Genomic DNA, 17,613 nt, shown 5'->3' with positions numbered 1-17,613 from the left:
CCCGGATGAACCGCCAAAAGTTATATATTTCTTGGTGATCTTTCGCTTTGTCCAAAGAGGAAAAAAATAAGAAATTTCCTATTGACGCGCGACGGCTATCGTAGTACAGACGGGCTGCCGCGGCCAAATGCCAGACAACAAAGAAATTGGTTTTTTATCTATTTAATTGGAGGAAAAGATGAACAAAAAAATTGCAACAAAGCTAATGAGCTCTCTGGAAATTCAAAAGAGACTTTCAATGAGGGTATTAGGTCGTGGGAAAACAGCCACCGGAAAATTGGGTCCAGAGCGAGCGAGCCCAATTGATCAAAGCGCTTTAGATTTAATTAGGGCAAGGTACTTAGCGTACAAAGCTGCGCAAAAATAGTTTCTATGGAAATATCCTCTGCCGCCTGTGCTGTGATCCCATTCGAGCGGCAGGTAAATCTTGAAATAGCTAAGGATTCAATCCTCACTGAACTTGAGTCCTTGAGCATAACAAGAGAGTGGGAAGTTTTTTCTGAAGAAACTGGCGCGTCCTCTGTCAAGTTAACCTACGGACAAATTTCAGAAAGTGGCGGAGGGAAGGGAACTTTTTCGGAACACGTCATCGGGAGTTATTATGAAGCATTTGAACATTTAGTATCTAATTCTCAAACTGAGATTTCATCTTCAAGTTCCATCGACCTAAATAGTCTTTCAGATTGTGTGATCCTTCATCCTCACATTGAACAACTAAGGGATAAAATTCGCTCTCCAATTTGGGGAGGATTTTTTATTGGAAATAAATCGAAAAAGAAAATGTTTGTGCCTAACATATTGTTTGATGGCCATGCTGCTGATTCATTCTTTTCCGAGCGATGTGGTTTTTACCAGGCGCTAATAATTGAGAACGAAATTTGGAGCAGAAATTCAAATGGTACTTCGTCCGGCGCAAATCTTGAAGAAGCACTACTTCATTCAATGCTAGAACAAATAGAACGCATTTCAAAAGGCCTATTCTTTTTTCGCTGTCTTTCTGGAGTTGACCATCGCGCGATTGAGATTCCTCCTAAATCACTATTGTTTCTCCAAGACTATGTAGATCAAATTAAAAAAATGAAGGCCACAAATATTAGGTCTTTCAAATTGCAAAATGAGTTTGGAATACCAACTTTTGTTTCTATTTGCTCAATACCAGGTCTTGCGTATCCTCTTGTTGGTTCGGGATCCTCACTTAGCCCAAGACACGCTGTAAAACGGGCGATTGCAGAGCTTCTCCAACTGGTTGTATTTTCTCAATCGACTGTGCACTCCGAAGTTTATCTTGCCGATGAGCTACGAATGAGTGATTTGAGCATCGAACTACCACACTTTGAAGATATTCGAAAATTTCATCTTCTTTTCAAAGATGAAGAGGAAACCTTTGAGGATGAACCGAAAATTTCTGTAAGTGAACAAGTTAAAATTATTCAGACCATTTTATTGACGGAGTTTGACGAACTCTTTGTGCGCCATTTATATCGGTCGAGTCGAACAGGTGTTAGTGTTGTTCAAAGTTATTTACCAGGCACTGATAATTTTTTTATGGTTGAAGATGGATGGTTAGTTAAGCCTTCAGCTTACCTATTAAGCAGGGTCTAATATGGGAATATTAGTTAAGGACGTCTCCTATGAATACAAAACCTTTACTCGAAGAACAGGGGGCTGGCGCTTTTCCATGATATATTTAATAGAAGGTTTATTTCGGTTGCAGCACTGTCTAGTGTCAGTTTCAATATAAGCGAAGGTGAAGTCACAGCTCTTTTAGGGCCAAATGGTGCGGGCAAAACAACAATTCAAAAAATCTTGGCTGGCTTACTTTCTCCACACGCTGGCGAGGTTAGCGTTTCGGGACATAGACCTGAAGACAGAGAAAAAGAATTTCTAATGAAAATTGGAGTGGTATTTGGCCAGAAGAGTCAGCTCATTCCTCGACTAACAATTAATGATGCTTTAGCGTTGCAAAGAATAATTTACGAAATTCCTCCCCGAATTGCTTCTCAGCGCATTTCGAATCTCAGCCATATGCTAGATATAAAAAATTATCTAGATCGACCAGTTCGCAATTTGTCATTGGGCCAGCGGATGAAAGGTGAATTGATGATGGCATTGATTCATGACCCTGAGGTACTACTTCTCGATGAACCAACGGTAGGATTAGATTTGGCTTCGCAACAAACAATTCGCGAATTCATTAAGACGGTCGCTGTTGAATTCAAAAAATCGGTTCTTCTCACTAGCCACAACATGAAAGATATTGAGGGTGTTTGTTCGAAGGTTCTTGTCTTGAATCATGGAGAACTTATTTATTCCGGCGACATTCAACAGTTAAGAAGAAAATATTCAAACAACTTGGTTGACGTATCAATTCAAGTTGAAAAGGCACCTGACTATTCATTGTTACCGGGTCTCACTTTTGATGAAGACCGACTCGTTATTTCTGGGACGATTGGTGAAAAAAATATCCAGGACGTTCTGAAATTTGCAGCTTCGTTAAAACCAATTAGCCTTCGCATCGAACCATCTTCATTAGAAACTGTTTTTTTAGCCGCCACTCAGTAGAGGACCTATATGATGCTTTTTAGAAAAGTTCTGGCGCTTGCTTTTATTAAAATTAAGTTGGTCACATTGGCGCGAAGTCAACTGGTAGCGTCTGTTCTTCTGGATTTGTCATTGGCAGGAATCCCGATGCTATTGTGGATGAATACAAACCAGTCCGAAAAATTAAATTTGGCACCCTATTATTTTTTTTATTTTCTATTTTCCACTGTATCAATTTGGACCCACGGAATAGAGTTTGGACAACAAGTTGAAAATGGGCAAATCAAATCCTATCTATACCGACCAGTTTCCATTCTAAGAGTAATGGTCGGGAGTTGGCTTGGAACATTGATATCTCGGCTGTCAGTTATAATACCAGCCTTAATCATTCTTTTATTTCTTATTTACCCTCTGCCAGATATTTATTTCGGAGTATTTCCTTTGTTACTTATTTGTCTGGGACTCGTTTTTTCATGTATTTTTGGTATGTGCATTGGCGTTCTGGCACTGTACTTTGAAAGTAATCATTTTCTCCTGCACTTGGCTAAAGCTCTGACTTTTGTATTTGGGGGCGGCCTAATTCCTTATCTCAAATTATTTGAATATAAGGTTTCTTTATTTAATCCATTTGGACTCCTTGGGGGGCTTCAAGCAGCTGTTTTATCAAATTCGCTCTCATACGAAGTCAAATTTGCAATACTTTTTTCGGCTATTTGTTGGAATTTGGTTTTAGCTTTTGGTTATTACGTTCTGTATTCAAATGCTAAAAATCGAATTGCGATTGTCGGTGATTAGTATGAAATACTTAGATTATCTATTCCTCATTCTTGTCCTGTCTTTCAAACGTCATCTTGCTTTTCGAAGCTACCTGATCGGCTGGCTAGTTGGCTTATGCATCATTCAGATTGGGAACTTTTGGTTTATTAGTTTGTTAACGAGTGATCGGGCCGCGGCCGGAGAGACTGCGATCCGCCAGGATTTTTATTTGTTAACCTCACTTTTTTATATTAGCGCGGCACTGTACAATATATTCTTAGAGCCTTCCCATGATGACCTGCCGTCTAAAATTTATGACCGAGAAATTGATCTCAGTCTCATTCGGCCCATGGATAGTCAATTCTTGAATTCCTTTTCGACAATAGGACTTGAAGCTTTGGGCGCTATGATTGTTCCAATCTATATACTTGCAAACAAAACAGTTTTATTTCAACTTTCAATGGCCCAGATTTTAGGTGCTATAGGTTCCGTTATTCTTTGCTTTATCACTTACGCGCTTGTCATGGGAATATCTGTACATATTTCATTCTGGTTTCCTCTTAACTCAGCAGTTTGGAGACTCTCAGAGCTCAGTCTGGAACTTGGTTCGAGACCTAAAGAAACTTATCCAAGTTGGTTTATAAAATATTTTTTAAGCTTTATCCCAACTGTATATGTGATGTGGTTTCCAACTTCAGTCTTATATGACTTAAATCTGTCTCGAGTCGGGTTCCTCTTGTTGGGTATTTCTATCATAGTTATTCTAAATCGATTTTCCTGGATTCGTGGTGTAAAGAAATATGCAAAAGAACAGTAATACTCTTTTTGGATCATCCTTTGGTCCGGATGGACAAATTGTCTGCGTTGGGGCGCCAATTCAACTTGGAACAATTAATGGTCGTGGAGGTTGCGAACATGCTCCTCAAGTCTTAAGACAATACTCATCCTTTCATAAATTAGCAGAACAGGATCTCTATTCTTGTGCTGATTCGAAGGTGATTCTTCGTTCAAACAGCTTATCTGATGTTGGAGATATATTATTTTCTCCAACTATGCATTTAGAAAAATACTTTAACCATTTCGAAGAGGTTTTGGGTTTTCTATATGAAATGGGAAAAATCCCACTTATCCTGGGCGGAGACCATTTGGTCACCTATTATGCGCTAAGTTCCTTAAAAAAACAGGTGAAAAAGTTCCAGTTTATTCATTTTGATGCACATAGGGACCTGGGGGAAATCTCTGAACTGGAACTGCCTACCCATTCGAATTTTGTAAGTTATGTTCTATCCTGGTTAGAGGTTGTAACGGTTTTACAAGTTGGAATTCGTGGCTTTTCGCCATTTGTTAAAATGTCACCTAAGATTTCAACAGTAGGAATTCCCAATGAAGAGCTTTTAAAAAAGTATCTATCACCTAATATCCCTTGCTACATAAGTGTGGATTTAGATTGTTTAAATCCTATTTATTTTGATGCTGTTAATTTTCCTGTGGCACACGGTCTCAATGACTTCCATGTTTATGATACTTTTGAAGTTTTGAAAAAAATGAAAATAAAAATTCTTGGCATTGATTTTTGTGAATTCAATCCATCCATAGATAAAACAGGAAAAAATACGGCTATTTTATTGGATTTGATTGCAAGATCAATACAGTCCCTAGCTACCTGAATATGGAACAAAAAATTAAGCAGGCGCTTCAAAGACCACCAGATATTGAAATCGAGGAAACTCAAGTTTGGTGTATCAATCGGGCATACGTGATAACAAATTTAATTACCTCCGCGCAAGATATCGTTCCAGATGTGGGAGACCTTACCATTCAAACTACCTCCCATAAAATAAACTTGAAAAGATATTTGAATCGACTGGAAATTACTTGCGATGGGCTTGTGAACATCCTGTGTGGTTTTGATTGGCAAAGAATTTGGAAAGATGAAGAACATGGATTGAAGGTCAAGGCCATTGAACTCTCTAGTGGAAATGTGATCGATGAAAAGTTAAGTGGATTTGTCATTGTTTCGGAGAACTGTCGGGTTCAGCCGTATAAAAATAGCATTCTATTTTCAAGGCCAGAAAATAAAAGAAACACTGTCCTTCTAAAGGGTGGGCCATTTAGCTATTTGACGGGAGCTTATTCTGCTGGCATTAGTTATCTTCTTCAAGAAGGATATGATGTTTCCATTCCTTCTTATACAGGTGACCTCTATATAGAAACGTTTTCCGAAAAAAACAAAATTGATTTTTTGGAATTTAAAAAATGTTTAGTTGATATTTTGGCAACGGGTATAAACCTAGATTTAGTAGTAGCACACAGCTTTGGATGTGTGTTTTCGTCTTATATCGAAATATTCTCTATTGTTCGGAACATTTACGCAATCAATGGATATATCCACCTTGACGATCTCAGAAAAAGTAATCCAGAGATATTTAATGTATTGGATAATTTTCCACCTCATCCTCCTATCAGTAAGCATATTAAGTACCTCCTAGGTACGCACGATCCTGTTGTTGATTTTGAAGTTATTTTAGGCGGAAATGTTTTTGATATTATCGCTCCTGAAAATATTTTTCCAATTGATTCAAATCAACATGATTTAAATCGAGAATTTTTATTTTTAATTACGAAAACTGTGATAGTTTAAATTGGCCCGTGAAGCACTGTATCCGTTCACTGACCGTGAATGGAATCTGATATTTTTTTAAGTAAAATCCGCCGATTGACACTTTCAAAGGCGGTAACCAATGACTTCAGATTTTCTGCAAGAATTAAGGAGAGATATCGAAGCCTGGCGAGTCAGGAAGAAATCTCCTCAGGAGAAATTTCCTGATGAACTGAGGAGTCGGATTTTTGGTCTGCGAGAGCTATTTGATGACCGCCTCCTGCGTCGAGAACTCAGTTTATCGCCCGGATTTTTTCAATCCAAAGCAAGTAGGAACGATCCGCCTCTAAGCTTCGGCGGAGGAATTTTGTGCCAAACAATTCTGGGCCCTTTATTAAGTTTTCCCCGATCTAACAGTTGAGGCACCTCGAGTTGTTTTACGACTTTCTGATTTGACGATTGAAATTCATCGGTGATTCAAATCAGTCCGTCCTCACCGATTTATATCCACTGCGGAGCTGTGGATTTTCGTAAGGGAATCGATGGCCTTTGTGGAGTTTGCAAGGAGCAGATGGAGAAGGACCCCATGAGTGGAGCTCTTTGTTTTTCTCCAATAGATCGAGGAAATCTCTCAAGATATTGGTTTATGACTCCCAGGGGTTTTGGATATTTCATAAGCGGCTCAGTCGTGGATCGTTTAAGTGGTGGAGGACGGGAGAGGAGTCTCGGGTGAGCTACGAGCCTCAGAGTTGGCAGTTCTTATCTGGAATGGAAATCCCGATTTAGCCGCACCACAAACAGAATGGAAAAGTACTTCCAATTTTGTGAAATCAGCGGAAGACTTTTCCGATGTTGAAAGCCAAGAAGAAGATCCACATTGAGATGACAGATGAGAAGCTTCATCGGCTGATTGACGAGATTGAGAGCTCAAACTTAACGGAAGAAACTCGTCAAGAATTAATCAATTCTCTCAGAGCCTTGATTGAATTAGATCGTTTGGTGGGACTGAAAAGTGCCACCATCGCCAGATTGCGCAAGATATTTGGAAAGCAATCAGAGAAAGTTCAACAAAAAGACCCTCAGGAGAAAAAGCCTGCTCATGGGAACACCGGAGGCAGTGGTCGCCATGGCCACGATCATTACCCATCGGCCAGTGTCCAAAATTATGAGATTGTAAATCTAAAGGAAAAGGACCCTTGTCCGGACTGTCAAAAAGGGAGGGTGTACAACTGGAATCCAGGCATTTATGTGCGCGTGACGGGCAATCCGCCACTTTCAGTGAGCGTTCACAAGACCCAGAAACTTCGTTGTAACCTGTGTGGCAAAATATTTGAGGCTGAGTTTATCGGAAAAGGGAGGAAAAATTCGACGCACAAGCCAAAGCCATGATAGCCATTCTTCACTATAAGTCCTCTCTGCCATTTTACCGTCTTGAAAAGTTACAAGAAAAGCTCAGGCTCCTGTGGCTCGATCAACACTCTGGACTCAGACGGAAAACCTGGCCAACCAGATGATTCTGGTTTGGAAGGTCATGGTCCGAAAGGCTTCGGAGGGAGCGTTGTTCTATATTGATGACACCAAGGCCAGAGTTCTCTCCCTCATGAGGAGAATGAACTTCAGGAGCCAAATACCAAAAACAGAACCGGCATGTACACCACGGGCATTCTTTCTGAAACTCCAGAGGGAAAAATCATTCTATATTTTACCGGAAGGAAATACAGTGGAGAGAATTTGGAAGAGCTCCTGACTCGGCGGCAAAGTCAGGGTCCCATTGCCATCATGTCAGATGCTCTGAATATGAATAATATCAAAGACCGAGCCCAGGAGATATTGAAATACCTGTGTCTCACCCACGGTCGGAGGCAATTTAAGGATATCGAGCAGGACTTTAAAAGAGAAAGCGAATTTGTGCTGGGCCTTATTTCTCAGGTCTATGCAAACGAACGGCACTGTAAAGATGTGAATTTATCCCCCGAAGAGCGCCTCCAATACCACCAAGAGAAAAGTGCCCAGCCGATGGGGGAACTCAAAACCTGGATTGACAAAGTATTTCCCAACAAACTCCTTTGAGCCCAATTCAAAACTAGGAGCCGGCGTCAAATACATGCAGAAGCATTGGAAGGGGCTCACCGCATTTCTCCGCCACCCAGGAGCCCCATCGACAACAATATCCTCGAGCAACAGCTCCGTACCCCGTTCTAAACCGAAAAAACTTCCTCTTCTTTAAAAGTGAATACGGGGCCTTCGTGGGCGACATTCTTCTCTCAGTTATAAAAACTTGTGACATCAGTGAGGCCAACGCTTTTGACTATATGGTGTCCATTCAAAAAAACTTTGAACTGGTCAGGTCCAACCCTGATAACTGGATGCCATGGAACTACACACAAAATTTCGAAGTAGTCATTCACGGTCAATGAACGGATACCGTAATGCAAGACAGACTGGTTTTAGATGCAATTGTGTCCGCTCCATATCCGGATTTCGTCGGACTTATAAACCAAACAAATGTACCTCCAGGCTCCCTATCTACGGTTCACCAGTGGGCCAATTATTCTTCCATATCATCTTCATCCCATATAGTGGAAATTGCCTGTACCACCGGATTTTCGCTGAGAGAGTTGCAAAAAATTGCAAAATGTACGGGGGAGGGTGTTGATCTCAGTGGTCCGGCGATAGACGCGGCCAACAGAAACTCGCAACGTGAGATTAGCTCTGGCGCTTTGTCATTTATAAAGGGCGATGCGACGGTATTTTCACCTTTAAAAAGACCAACCCATATTGTTGTTGGCGGAGCACTTGGATTTTTTCCGGATCCCAAACAAATGATTGATCGGTTGATCGGTTTTTTTGACCACAATGGCTGCATCCTTGCAGCACCTTTTTTTGCGCGGAAACCTATCCCTGATGATCTATTAATTGAAGCAAGAGATGTCCTTGGTATCACACCCACCCAAATATCCTATAAAAGCGTAATGAGCCACTATAGCGGATTTAGAGTTCTTTATGAACAGAGATCTTCACTTGTTCAAGAAACTAAGAGCGAATTGATCCACTATTGTCGATCTACAGTCGCAAGAGCCATGAAGTTGTTCAATGATGATCGACCGGAAGTCTTTTCGGCAATATACGACCGCTTGTTTCAAATCCGTGACGTAACAAACCGCTTAAGACCATTTCAAGGCTTTTCGGTTTTAGTGCTTGAATACGACCAAGAAGAATATGGGACACGATATATTGAACTTTTCTAAATATTTAGCATTTAGAAGGTGACTTATGATTCTCACTGGTAGCGAAATTCTAAAAGAATCCAAAACAGGAAGGATTTCTATAGACCCTTTTGATGAATCATGTCTCAATCCTAACAGTTACAATTATCATCTTGGTCACCAAATAAAGGAATCCCATGACGTTGAAGGGGATTTAGTATTTGAAACATTTGACCTTCCACAAGACGGATTCATTCTTAAGCCATTCACGTTGTATTTGGCGGCAACAAAAGAAAAAATTGGGAGCTCTGAGTTTGCCATGTCTCTCATCGGGCGGAGCTCTTTAGGCAGGCTCGGTATGTTTTTACAGATTTCTGCCAATCTTGGTCATACTGGTAGCTGCCACTGCTGGACACTTGAGATTTACACCTGCCAGTCATTGAAGATTTACCCAGGTATGAAAGTCGGGCAAGTCTCTTTTTGGACTAATCAAGGACAACATAAAAAATTTTCCAGGTACTATGCAGATTTCTGTGAGCCTATGGAGTCACAATTATGTTTGAACACAGGTATAGGAGATACCAATTTATTTTGCCGTAAAACGGAGGTAAAATGATTCTCACCGGACCTGAAATAGAGCGACAAGTGAACTTAGGCAGAATTAGCATTACGCCCTTCAAGAAAAGTCATGTCACTACTAATTCCTATGACCTGTGTTTGGGATCGAAATATCTTAAGTACAATGAAAATATGATAGACGTAAAAGTTATGTCTAGGTACAATATTTTCGAAATCCCCTCTGAAGGTTTACGTTTAGGCAAGAGAGATTTTGTTCTTGCTGAGACCGAGGAAAAGATAGGTAGCAACTATTTTGTCCCCTTGATTCATGCCAAATCCGGAATCGCCAGAGTAGGGCTTTTTGTTCACATTACTGCTGACTTGATTGATATTGGTTCCTTTGGTAAATCTACTCTGCAACTTTTTGCCACGATGCCGATTACAATTTATCCTGGAATGAAAATTGCTCAAGTAACGTTTTGGCAACCTGTCGGTGAAATCAAGCTTTACGATGGAAAATATCAACATTCTGACGGCCCTCGTCCGTCGATGATTTACATGGATTTCAAGAAATGATGACGAGCAAGATTTTTTCGGAACAAAAGGCCATTGAATTCCGCTTTCTTCAGTTCTTTGAAGAGCGAGGTCTATTAAAATGGCCCGAGGAACCTCTTATCCCACGGGATGACTCGACGCTCCTCTTCACAAATGCGACCATCGTACCTTTGAAACCATTCCTTCTTGGTACGGCAACTCTCCCAAACAAAGGCGTCGTGCTCAAGCAGACCTGCTTACGAACTCAAAATCTGCAAGTTGTTCACGATTCCGAAATCAGGCTTCAATACCTGAGTTTGATTTCAACGTTGTGGGTTCTGGTGGATGCGAGCCATGCCAGAGAAATTTTCTCCGCCGCGATCGACTACCTGATTCGAGTTGAATCACTTGGCGCAGAAAGGCTGATGATCCGCTATAGCCAACGTAACGACTTTTTTGACCAGCTCGTCACGACTGCGGGCTCTAGGTCGATCGAACTCGAATGCGACTCCCGAACTGAAAAATACTATAGCTGGACATACGGTATCCCAGGTATCTCGGGGTCGGGAATTACGTTTGCAATTTTGCAAAATGATGGAAGCCACTTCGATTTTGGGAATCTTGTGGAGATCTGCTCCGGTGATCAAGTTCTCGGTTTCGAGTTCGGATTCGGCGTCGAGACTTTTCTTGCGCGAAAGTTTAGCCTCGGCTCACCCGTTCTTGCGTCCCTTATCCATCAGCCTCTGGCAGACGGAGGTGTTGACGACGAAAAGCTCCGAGACTTGCTTGCGTCATCCCTCGCAATGATCTCGGCTGGCGTTGAGCCGGGCTCAGGCCGACAATCTTCGCTCTTGAGAAAAAGTCTCCGCAGCGCTTTGTTTCTTTCAGGCAAACTTAACTTGTCTCTTGATCACCTCCAGCACTGGTTGCAAGAATATGCTATGAGCGGAGATACAAACTACCACACCTCTCTTTCGATGGCAGAGACCTACCTTGAAAAGTATGGATCTCGAATGCCCCAGGGAGCAGTATGAGTCCAATTACCCCCAAACGAGTACTTCAGATTGGATGGCGTCCGAAAGGGACTCGCGCGTTGAAAAGGCTCGGCTGCCAAGTCGATGTCCTTGCCACCGCTGGCCAGATCGATGAGGGCCTCGATGATGTCGACGTCGCCGATAGAGTTTTACAAATCGAAAACTTCATGCAGATCGAAACTCTCGTATACCGCGTTGCTCGTGAGATCGATACTGGTGAGACTTACGACGCTGTCATTGGATTCGACGAATACACGCTTTTACCGACGTCGTTTCTTGCTGAGCATCTCGGGTTACCCCGTCTCGACTCTGGCCTCATCCTGCGAATGAGGGATAAATCGCATCAAAAATCGTTGATTCGCAAAGCTAGACTCGCCTGTGCCGAGTTTGTGATTCTTGAGGACGTTCTGCATGCAACGCCTCCCGTTTTTCCTTTTATTCTCAAGCCTGTGGCAGGAGCGGGAACCAATACCACCTTTCGAATTAATGACTCTGAAGGTTGGGCCTCGGCGCTTGCCTTTATTCGAGCTACACCAGGCAAACGCTCATTTCTTGCTGAGCGCGTGATCGAAGGACGAGAGCACCACTTCGACGGATATATCCTTGACGGCGAGATCAAGAGCCTGGACATCGGCCGCTATCTCGCAAATATAATCGAGATAAGAAATGGAGCTCTGTGCGGCAGTTTTTCATTGTCCCCCGAATTCGAGAGAGGACTTTATTCTACGACCCGCAAGTGGCTAACCCAAGTTCTTCACGTTCTCGGCCATCTTAACGGGGTCTTTCATGTTGAGGCATTTCTTTCCGACCAGGGCTGGATATTCTCGGAAGCGGCGATGCGAGTCGGTGGTGGAGGTATCAGTGTTCAACATGAAAATGTTTTTGGTTTGGACCTATTTCAGACATTTGCGGAGGTAAGCCTTTGTCTCCCAGTGACTCCAGCTAGGAACTCGCGTGATCATCTTTACCATGGTTGGGTTTATTTACCGAGCGACGCCGGCACGATTTTATCTTATCCCCTTGTCAGCGAGATACAATTAAGAAACGGTGGTCGACCAGTGGAAATTTCACTTCCTCCGGGAACAAAGGTTGGCTCGCGAGCCGACAATTCGGTCGTTCGCATTGGTGTGGCATGCCTATGCGGCCATGACCTGAACGCGCTTGAATCGGAGGCGCTCAAACTCGGTGGCTGGTTTTTGTCGCAAGTCAAAGTCACCAATAAAACGGAGAACAAGCAGTGAAACGCCTTTTGGTAATCGATCCTAGACCGACAAAACGCGATCATCTTTTGCTTCGCTGGAAAGAGCTTGGCTATCATGTGACCGGCGTCACTCCGATTGAAAGTGCTTCGGGCTTTCAGTATTGTGACGATCGAATCATCCATCCTTTTCTCCCTGTCGAGAGCTTGATCGCAACGCTGAAGACACTGCCGACTTTCGACGGTGTTATTTGCTATCATCAAGCCGCGATCAACGTCGCTAATACCGTCGCCCACGCTCTCGGACTTCGCCCCATGTGGAAAGGCTCCGAGCAGGACCTTTCGAACAAGATCGTGGTGCATACGATCTGGGAAAATGCGAAGCTCCCCGTTCCTCAACGTTTTCGGTCGATCGATGAGGTTGATTTATTTCCGGTCATCGTGAAGCCCGCAGGATTGCAGGGTCAGATTGGGGTCAAGCTCTGCCGTTCGAAAGCAGACGCGCACGAGTGGATCGAGATGCTGGAGTCGACCAAAGTTCCTTTCCAAGTCGAGGGCGTCGATTATGAGATGACCGAGATGTATGCTTCCGATCGTAGCCCTTTGATTCAGGAGCTGATCGTGTCCGATGCGGGTCTCCCATTTGAGTGTAGTGCCGAATTTCTGGTTGTCGACGGCGAAGTTCGATATCTCGGCGGCTTTGATAAAACCAGCGTCGATGATCCAGATCTCCCGAATGAAGAATTCCTTGTTTTTCCGCATGTCATCGAACGTGAGCTCGACCTAGGTGCCCTTGTTTCCTTTATCGAGGCGACGGGCTATCAAAACGGCTTTTGTCATCTCGAGTATAAGGTATGCGCGGGTAAAGCAGTCCCCATTGAACTGAACGCACGCCTCATCGGTTCACCGGCCGACGAGTGTCTCTCTTCTATCGCTATGATCGATATTGCCGACCTCATGGCCCGCACAGCAACAGGCGAAGATATCGATTTTACATCTCTTCCTAATAATCTTACTCAGCAAAATACTGAACGATGGAGAGGCTATGTAAAAGTGCACCTCCCACGACGATATTCGAATCGATTCGTCACTGGGTTCACTGTTCCCGAATTCAAGGGAATTAAATCGATTTACCATTCGTTTCTGAAGCCGGGCGAAGCTGCCGCACTATGGGAAAGCTGTGTGGGGGCCCCAATCGGCATGATCCACTTCGAGGCCTCCAGTCGCGCCGAGGCACGAGAGTATATGGAGAAAATCGGCTCCAACTTCAATTTCGAATTCTTGACTACCTACACCGGAGACGCTTGCAATGAAACTTAACTTTAAATCGCATCAGTTCCTTGTCGCGTCGGGAGCTTTAAGCTACTGCGGTAATGCCATCACGAGCCTTGTCACCATCTCGGTATTTTCTAGATTGGTTTCCAATGCCGAAGCATTCTCATTATTTTTCGTGAGCCTTGCTTTGCCTCCACTCATCTTACGTGGAACGATTAACAAAATCCTGGCGCGGCACCGCCCCCAGAGAATCATGATCATTGCAGAAGTGCTGCGTGCACTAATGGTGCTGTTTTTTGCCACATCACTTCACTTCGAGTTCATTTCATGGCCTCTGATTGTGGTTTTTCTCGTGGTCCAAGCAACATTGGCCACCTGCTACTCATCAGCTTTTTTCACGAGCTTACCGACTCTCATTTCTCGCGCCAAAATCGAGTCTTACAACAGTCTGAGCTCCAGCCTGACCCAAATTGGGTACCTTTGCGGCGCAAGCGCGTTCACAATGCTTTCAAACAAATTATCGCACTTCGAGTTCATGGTGTTCGATGCGACCACTTTCCTCATTTCGGCTTCGGTCTTGATTCACCTGTCGAAACGCCCGCTGGTCGAAGAAACATTCGCCGGCGCGAACGCAAAAGGGAAACTCGCGCTCGCTGAAACAATCCCAATGCTCGGCGGCCTCAGTGTCTTCGCGTTGGCGGGGCTCGCAGCGCTACCTGTCATGTCACTGAAGCTTTTCAACATCATTTCTTCGACTATCGCTCTCAAACATTCAGCATTTGGCCAGCAAGGTTATGGCTTGATTGACTCCGTTTCGAGTGCAGGAGTCATTGCGTCAGGATTTCTGATTTCAGCCGTCCATGGCCGCTTCCGCGTGGGGAACAAGGGATTCCTCCTCCTTCTTCTCTCAATTTTTGCGATTTTGGCACTTGCATCTACCAATAGATCATCTGTAATTCTCGCGGCTATCCTCGCCTTTTCATTTGGGGTTATCTATTCCCTTCTTATTACCATCGGGCGATCATCCCTCTATCTTCTTGGAAAAAATGAGTCAGCCATCCGTGACGGCGTCACGATGATTAACGCCATGGAAAGTGCGGGAGGGATCAGCTTCGCTCTGATTATGCCCTCCATCATTCACAGCTTCGGCTGGTCTCTACTGTTGATCTTCTCCGTGGCTGGCTTATATGTGGTCTTGGTTGCCCGGGCGATGTTCACCTTTCATCAGAGCAACCGCGAGATCGCATCCGAACCGTCCCGCGACAAGGTGATACAAACCTGTGCCGAGGGGTGACCGGGGTAAGAAGAGCAATGTATATAGGAGTTTACGAGGAAACAATGAAGCAATACAAACCGCAGGAATTTGAGAAGAAGTGGCAAGACCGTTGGGACGCCGAGAATCTCTATAGGACTCCTAATCCGGGTGAGGAGTCTTTCGACCCGAAAAAGCCGAGTTATTATGTCCTTGATATGTTCCCTTACCCGTCCGGTTCGGGTCTGCACGTAGGTCACGCCAGTGGCTACATCGGCACCGATATTATTGCTCGTCGCAAGCGGATGGAAGGCTTTAACGTCCTTCATCCAATGGGCTGGGATGCGTTCGGCTTGCCTGCGGAGCAGTATGCCATTCAGACAGGGCAACATCCGCGGGTCACGACGGAGCGTAATGCTGACAACTTCCGTCGCCAGCTGAAACTTCTTGGACTCAGCTACGACTGGAACCGTGAGATAGACACGAGCGTTCCTGAATACTACCGCTGGACGCAGTGGCTCTACTTGAAACTCTATAAAAAGGGCTTGGTCTATCAGAAAGAGGTCGCAGTTTGGTGGTGCGAGGATCTCAAGACGGTCCTCGCCAATGAAGAGGTCATCAACGGACGCTCCGAGCGAGGAAACCATCCTTGCGTGCGACGCCCGCTCAAGCAGTGGGTTCTCAAAATTACGGAATATGCGGACCGCCTCATCGAGGATATTGACCTTCTTGAGTGGCCCGAGCACGTGAAGAAGATGCAGTCTGACTGGATTGGTCGGTCGGAAGGTGCTGAGATTGACTTCCGGATTTCAGGTGGCGATAAGTATATTCGAGTATTCTCGACCCGCCCCGACACCTTATTCGGAGTCACCGCACTCGTCCTGGCGCCGGAACATCCGTGGGTCCGGAAGCTCACCACTGCCGATCGAAAAACTTCTACCGAAAGCTACGTCACGGCAGTCGCTTCAAAGTCAGAACTTGAGCGCAAGGCCGAGACAAAAGAGATCACCGGGATGTTTCTGGGCAGTTACGTTGAGCACCCCCTTCTGCCCACTCGCAAGGTTCCTATCTACATATCAGAATACGTGATTGCCGATTACGGCACCGGTGCAGTGATGTCGGTTCCAGCTCACGACGAACGCGACTACCGATTCGCCAAGGCAATGGGACTGAGTCAAATCGAGGTGATTAAACCCGAGAATCTCATGAACACCGCTGACTGCTATACCGGTGAGGGTACTCTCGTAAACTCAGGAGACTTCACCGGTCTAAGCTCCGCCGAAGCACGCATGCGTATCGTGACCGAATTGGAAGCTCGCTGTTTGGGGCAAAAGAAGGTCACATACAAGCTCAAAGACTGGGTTTTCTCGCGTCAGCGCTACTGGGGAGAACCTTTCCCGCTTTCCTTTGCTCCCGACGACTCAATCGTTCCTGTCGACGAGAGCGAACTGCCGATTCTCCTTCCTGAAATGACAAATTTCACTCCGAGCGACGACGGTTCTGCTCCGCTCAACCGCGTGCCCGAGTGGGTGAACCACACCTTGCGAAGCCGCCCTGGCATTCCGCTAAAGCGCTCGACGGACACCATGCCTGGCTGGGCAGGATCGTGTTGGTATTATTTGCGCTTCATGGACCCGCACAATAGCGGAGCTCCGTTTTCGAAGGATGCTGTGAATTACTGGAAGCAAGTCGACATGTACATCGGCGGCACAGCCCACGCCGTCATGCACCTTCTGTACGCCCGTTTCTGGCACAAGGTCTTCTTCGACTTAAAGCTCGTGCCGACACCGGAGCCGTTTAAGCGCCTTTTCAATCAGGGCATGGTGACGGCGTTTGCGTTCCGCGACTCCACAGGGCGCCTTGTTCCTACCGATGAGGTGGAACAGGTCGGTGAGGAATGGCGTCGTATCGGCACCGAAGTGAAGCTCGAGCGCTTCGTGACAAAGATGGCCAAGTCGCTTAAGAACGTGGTCAATCCAGACGACGTCATCGCGAACCATGGCTGCGACGTACTTAGGATTTATGAGATGTTCATGGGTCCGCTGGCGGATGATAAGCCTTGGACCGACGACGGCATTTCGGGGTGCGAGAGATTTCTGAAGCGTGTATGGAGTTTGTTTCACGATGACGAGGGAAAGGTCAAAGCCCAGTTCCTTGCGGCTTCGCCCCGCTCATTGAAAGATGATTCTGGCCAGCTAGCGATCGAGCAAGCTCTGCATCGTGCACTGAAACGAGTCAACGACTCGTTCGACAACTTGAATTTCAACACCTCAGTCGCGGCAATGATGGAGTTCTTGAATGCTGCCTACGAGCAGCCAGCCTCGATGACTCGCATTCAGGCAGAGATGTTTCTCCGAATACTCTCACCGTTTTGCCCGCACATCACGGCCGAACTTTGGGCAAAAACAGCTCACGAAGGGTACATTGATTATCAGCCATGGCCGGCTGTCATTTCGGAGTTCCTTCAGGACGATAACTTCGAACTTGTGATCACGGTAAATGGAAAGCCCCGCCGTCGACTTCAAGTGAGGCGGGGCACTGCTGCATGCGAACTTGAAGATCTGGCGCTAAACGTAGTTCAAGACCTTGTCGCAGGTCAGACGATCATCAAGGTGATCGTCGTACCAGACAAACTCGTTAATATCGTAGCAAAAGGATGA

At 45.1% G+C, this 17,613-nt stretch carries 18 protein-coding genes; all 18 read left to right on the top strand.

Features of this window, described 5'->3' with window-relative positions; all coding sequences use genetic code 11:
• Positions 1–178 precede the first annotated feature (178 nt).
• The 18 genes from IPL83_10800 to IPL83_10715 all read left to right on the top strand — a co-directional run bounded on the left by IPL83_10800 (position 179) and on the right by IPL83_10715 (position 17,613).
• Positions 179–367, top strand: coding sequence for a hypothetical protein (locus IPL83_10800; protein MBK9039636.1), 189 nt, complete (start codon positions 179–181; stop codon positions 365–367).
• A 5-nt stretch (positions 368–372) separates the two neighbouring features.
• Positions 373–1,602 carry a YcaO-like family protein gene (locus IPL83_10795; protein ID MBK9039635.1) on the top strand — a complete coding sequence of 410 codons (1,230 nt, stop codon included), beginning with the start codon at positions 373–375 and terminating at the stop codon, positions 1,600–1,602.
• 33 nt (positions 1,603–1,635) lie between these two features.
• Positions 1,636–2,562 carry an ATP-binding cassette domain-containing protein gene (locus IPL83_10790; GenBank protein MBK9039634.1) on the top strand — a complete coding sequence of 309 codons (927 nt, stop codon included), beginning with the start codon at positions 1,636–1,638 and terminating at the stop codon, positions 2,560–2,562.
• Positions 2,563–2,571: 9 nt separating this feature from the next.
• Entirely contained in the window at positions 2,572–3,336 is a 765-nt protein-coding gene (locus IPL83_10785; GenBank protein ID MBK9039633.1) for a hypothetical protein, read from the top strand.
• A 1-nt stretch (position 3,337) separates the two neighbouring features.
• On the top strand, positions 3,338–4,114 hold the full coding sequence (locus IPL83_10780; protein MBK9039632.1) for an ABC-2 family transporter protein: 777 nt from the start codon (positions 3,338–3,340) through the stop codon (positions 4,112–4,114).
• Complete coding sequence (locus IPL83_10775; protein ID MBK9039631.1) at positions 4,098–4,964, top strand: arginase family protein; 867 nt, start codon at positions 4,098–4,100, stop codon at positions 4,962–4,964. The genes IPL83_10780 and IPL83_10775 overlap by 17 nt, the downstream gene beginning before the upstream one ends.
• A 2-nt stretch (positions 4,965–4,966) precedes the next feature.
• Positions 4,967–5,938 carry a hypothetical protein gene (locus tag IPL83_10770; GenBank protein ID MBK9039630.1) on the top strand — a complete coding sequence of 324 codons (972 nt, stop codon included), beginning with the start codon at positions 4,967–4,969 and terminating at the stop codon, positions 5,936–5,938.
• A gap of 507 nt (positions 5,939–6,445) precedes the next feature.
• The gene (locus IPL83_10765) at positions 6,446–6,682 is read left to right on the top strand and encodes an IS66 family insertion sequence element accessory protein TnpB (protein ID MBK9039629.1); all 237 of its coding nucleotides are present in this window, start codon (positions 6,446–6,448) and stop codon (positions 6,680–6,682) included.
• A gap of 63 nt (positions 6,683–6,745) precedes the next feature.
• On the top strand, positions 6,746–7,285 hold the full coding sequence (locus IPL83_10760) for a hypothetical protein (GenBank protein MBK9039628.1): 540 nt from the start codon (positions 6,746–6,748) through the stop codon (positions 7,283–7,285).
• Positions 7,286–7,543: 258 nt separating this feature from the next.
• Positions 7,544–7,966 carry a transposase gene (locus IPL83_10755; protein MBK9039627.1) on the top strand — a complete coding sequence of 141 codons (423 nt, stop codon included), beginning with the start codon at positions 7,544–7,546 and terminating at the stop codon, positions 7,964–7,966.
• Between the two features lie 359 nt (positions 7,967–8,325).
• On the top strand, positions 8,326–9,144 hold the full coding sequence (locus IPL83_10750) for a class I SAM-dependent methyltransferase (GenBank protein MBK9039626.1): 819 nt from the start codon (positions 8,326–8,328) through the stop codon (positions 9,142–9,144).
• Positions 9,145–9,169: 25 nt separating this feature from the next.
• Entirely contained in the window at positions 9,170–9,718 is a 549-nt protein-coding gene (locus IPL83_10745) for a deoxycytidine deaminase (GenBank protein MBK9039625.1), read from the top strand.
• On the top strand, positions 9,715–10,236 hold the full coding sequence (gene dcd / locus IPL83_10740; protein ID MBK9039624.1) for a dCTP deaminase: 522 nt from the start codon (positions 9,715–9,717) through the stop codon (positions 10,234–10,236). The genes IPL83_10745 and dcd overlap by 4 nt, the downstream gene beginning before the upstream one ends.
• Positions 10,233–11,228, top strand: a complete 996-nt coding sequence (locus IPL83_10735; protein MBK9039623.1) for a hypothetical protein — start codon at positions 10,233–10,235, stop codon at positions 11,226–11,228. Before dcd ends, IPL83_10735 begins: the two co-directional genes overlap by 4 nt.
• Positions 11,225–12,469, top strand: a complete 1,245-nt coding sequence (locus tag IPL83_10730; GenBank protein ID MBK9039622.1) for an ATP-grasp domain-containing protein — start codon at positions 11,225–11,227, stop codon at positions 12,467–12,469. Before IPL83_10735 ends, IPL83_10730 begins: the two co-directional genes overlap by 4 nt.
• The gene (locus IPL83_10725; GenBank protein MBK9039621.1) at positions 12,466–13,746 is read left to right on the top strand and encodes an ATP-grasp domain-containing protein; all 1,281 of its coding nucleotides are present in this window, start codon (positions 12,466–12,468) and stop codon (positions 13,744–13,746) included. Before IPL83_10730 ends, IPL83_10725 begins: the two co-directional genes overlap by 4 nt.
• Positions 13,736–14,995: a hypothetical protein gene (locus IPL83_10720; protein ID MBK9039620.1), complete on the top strand. Its 1,260-nt coding sequence runs from the start codon at positions 13,736–13,738 to the stop codon at positions 14,993–14,995. The genes IPL83_10725 and IPL83_10720 overlap by 11 nt, the downstream gene beginning before the upstream one ends.
• Positions 14,996–15,039: 44 nt before the next feature.
• Positions 15,040–17,613, top strand: a complete 2,574-nt coding sequence (locus tag IPL83_10715; protein MBK9039619.1) for a leucine--tRNA ligase — start codon at positions 15,040–15,042, stop codon at positions 17,611–17,613.

The organism is Bdellovibrionales bacterium, from assembly GCA_016716765.1.
Lineage (GTDB): Bacteria > Bdellovibrionota > Bdellovibrionia > Bdellovibrionales > UBA1609 > JADJVA01.
The sequence above is the reverse complement of the archived record's forward strand: the minus strand, read 5'-3'. Positions and strand labels throughout refer to the sequence as shown.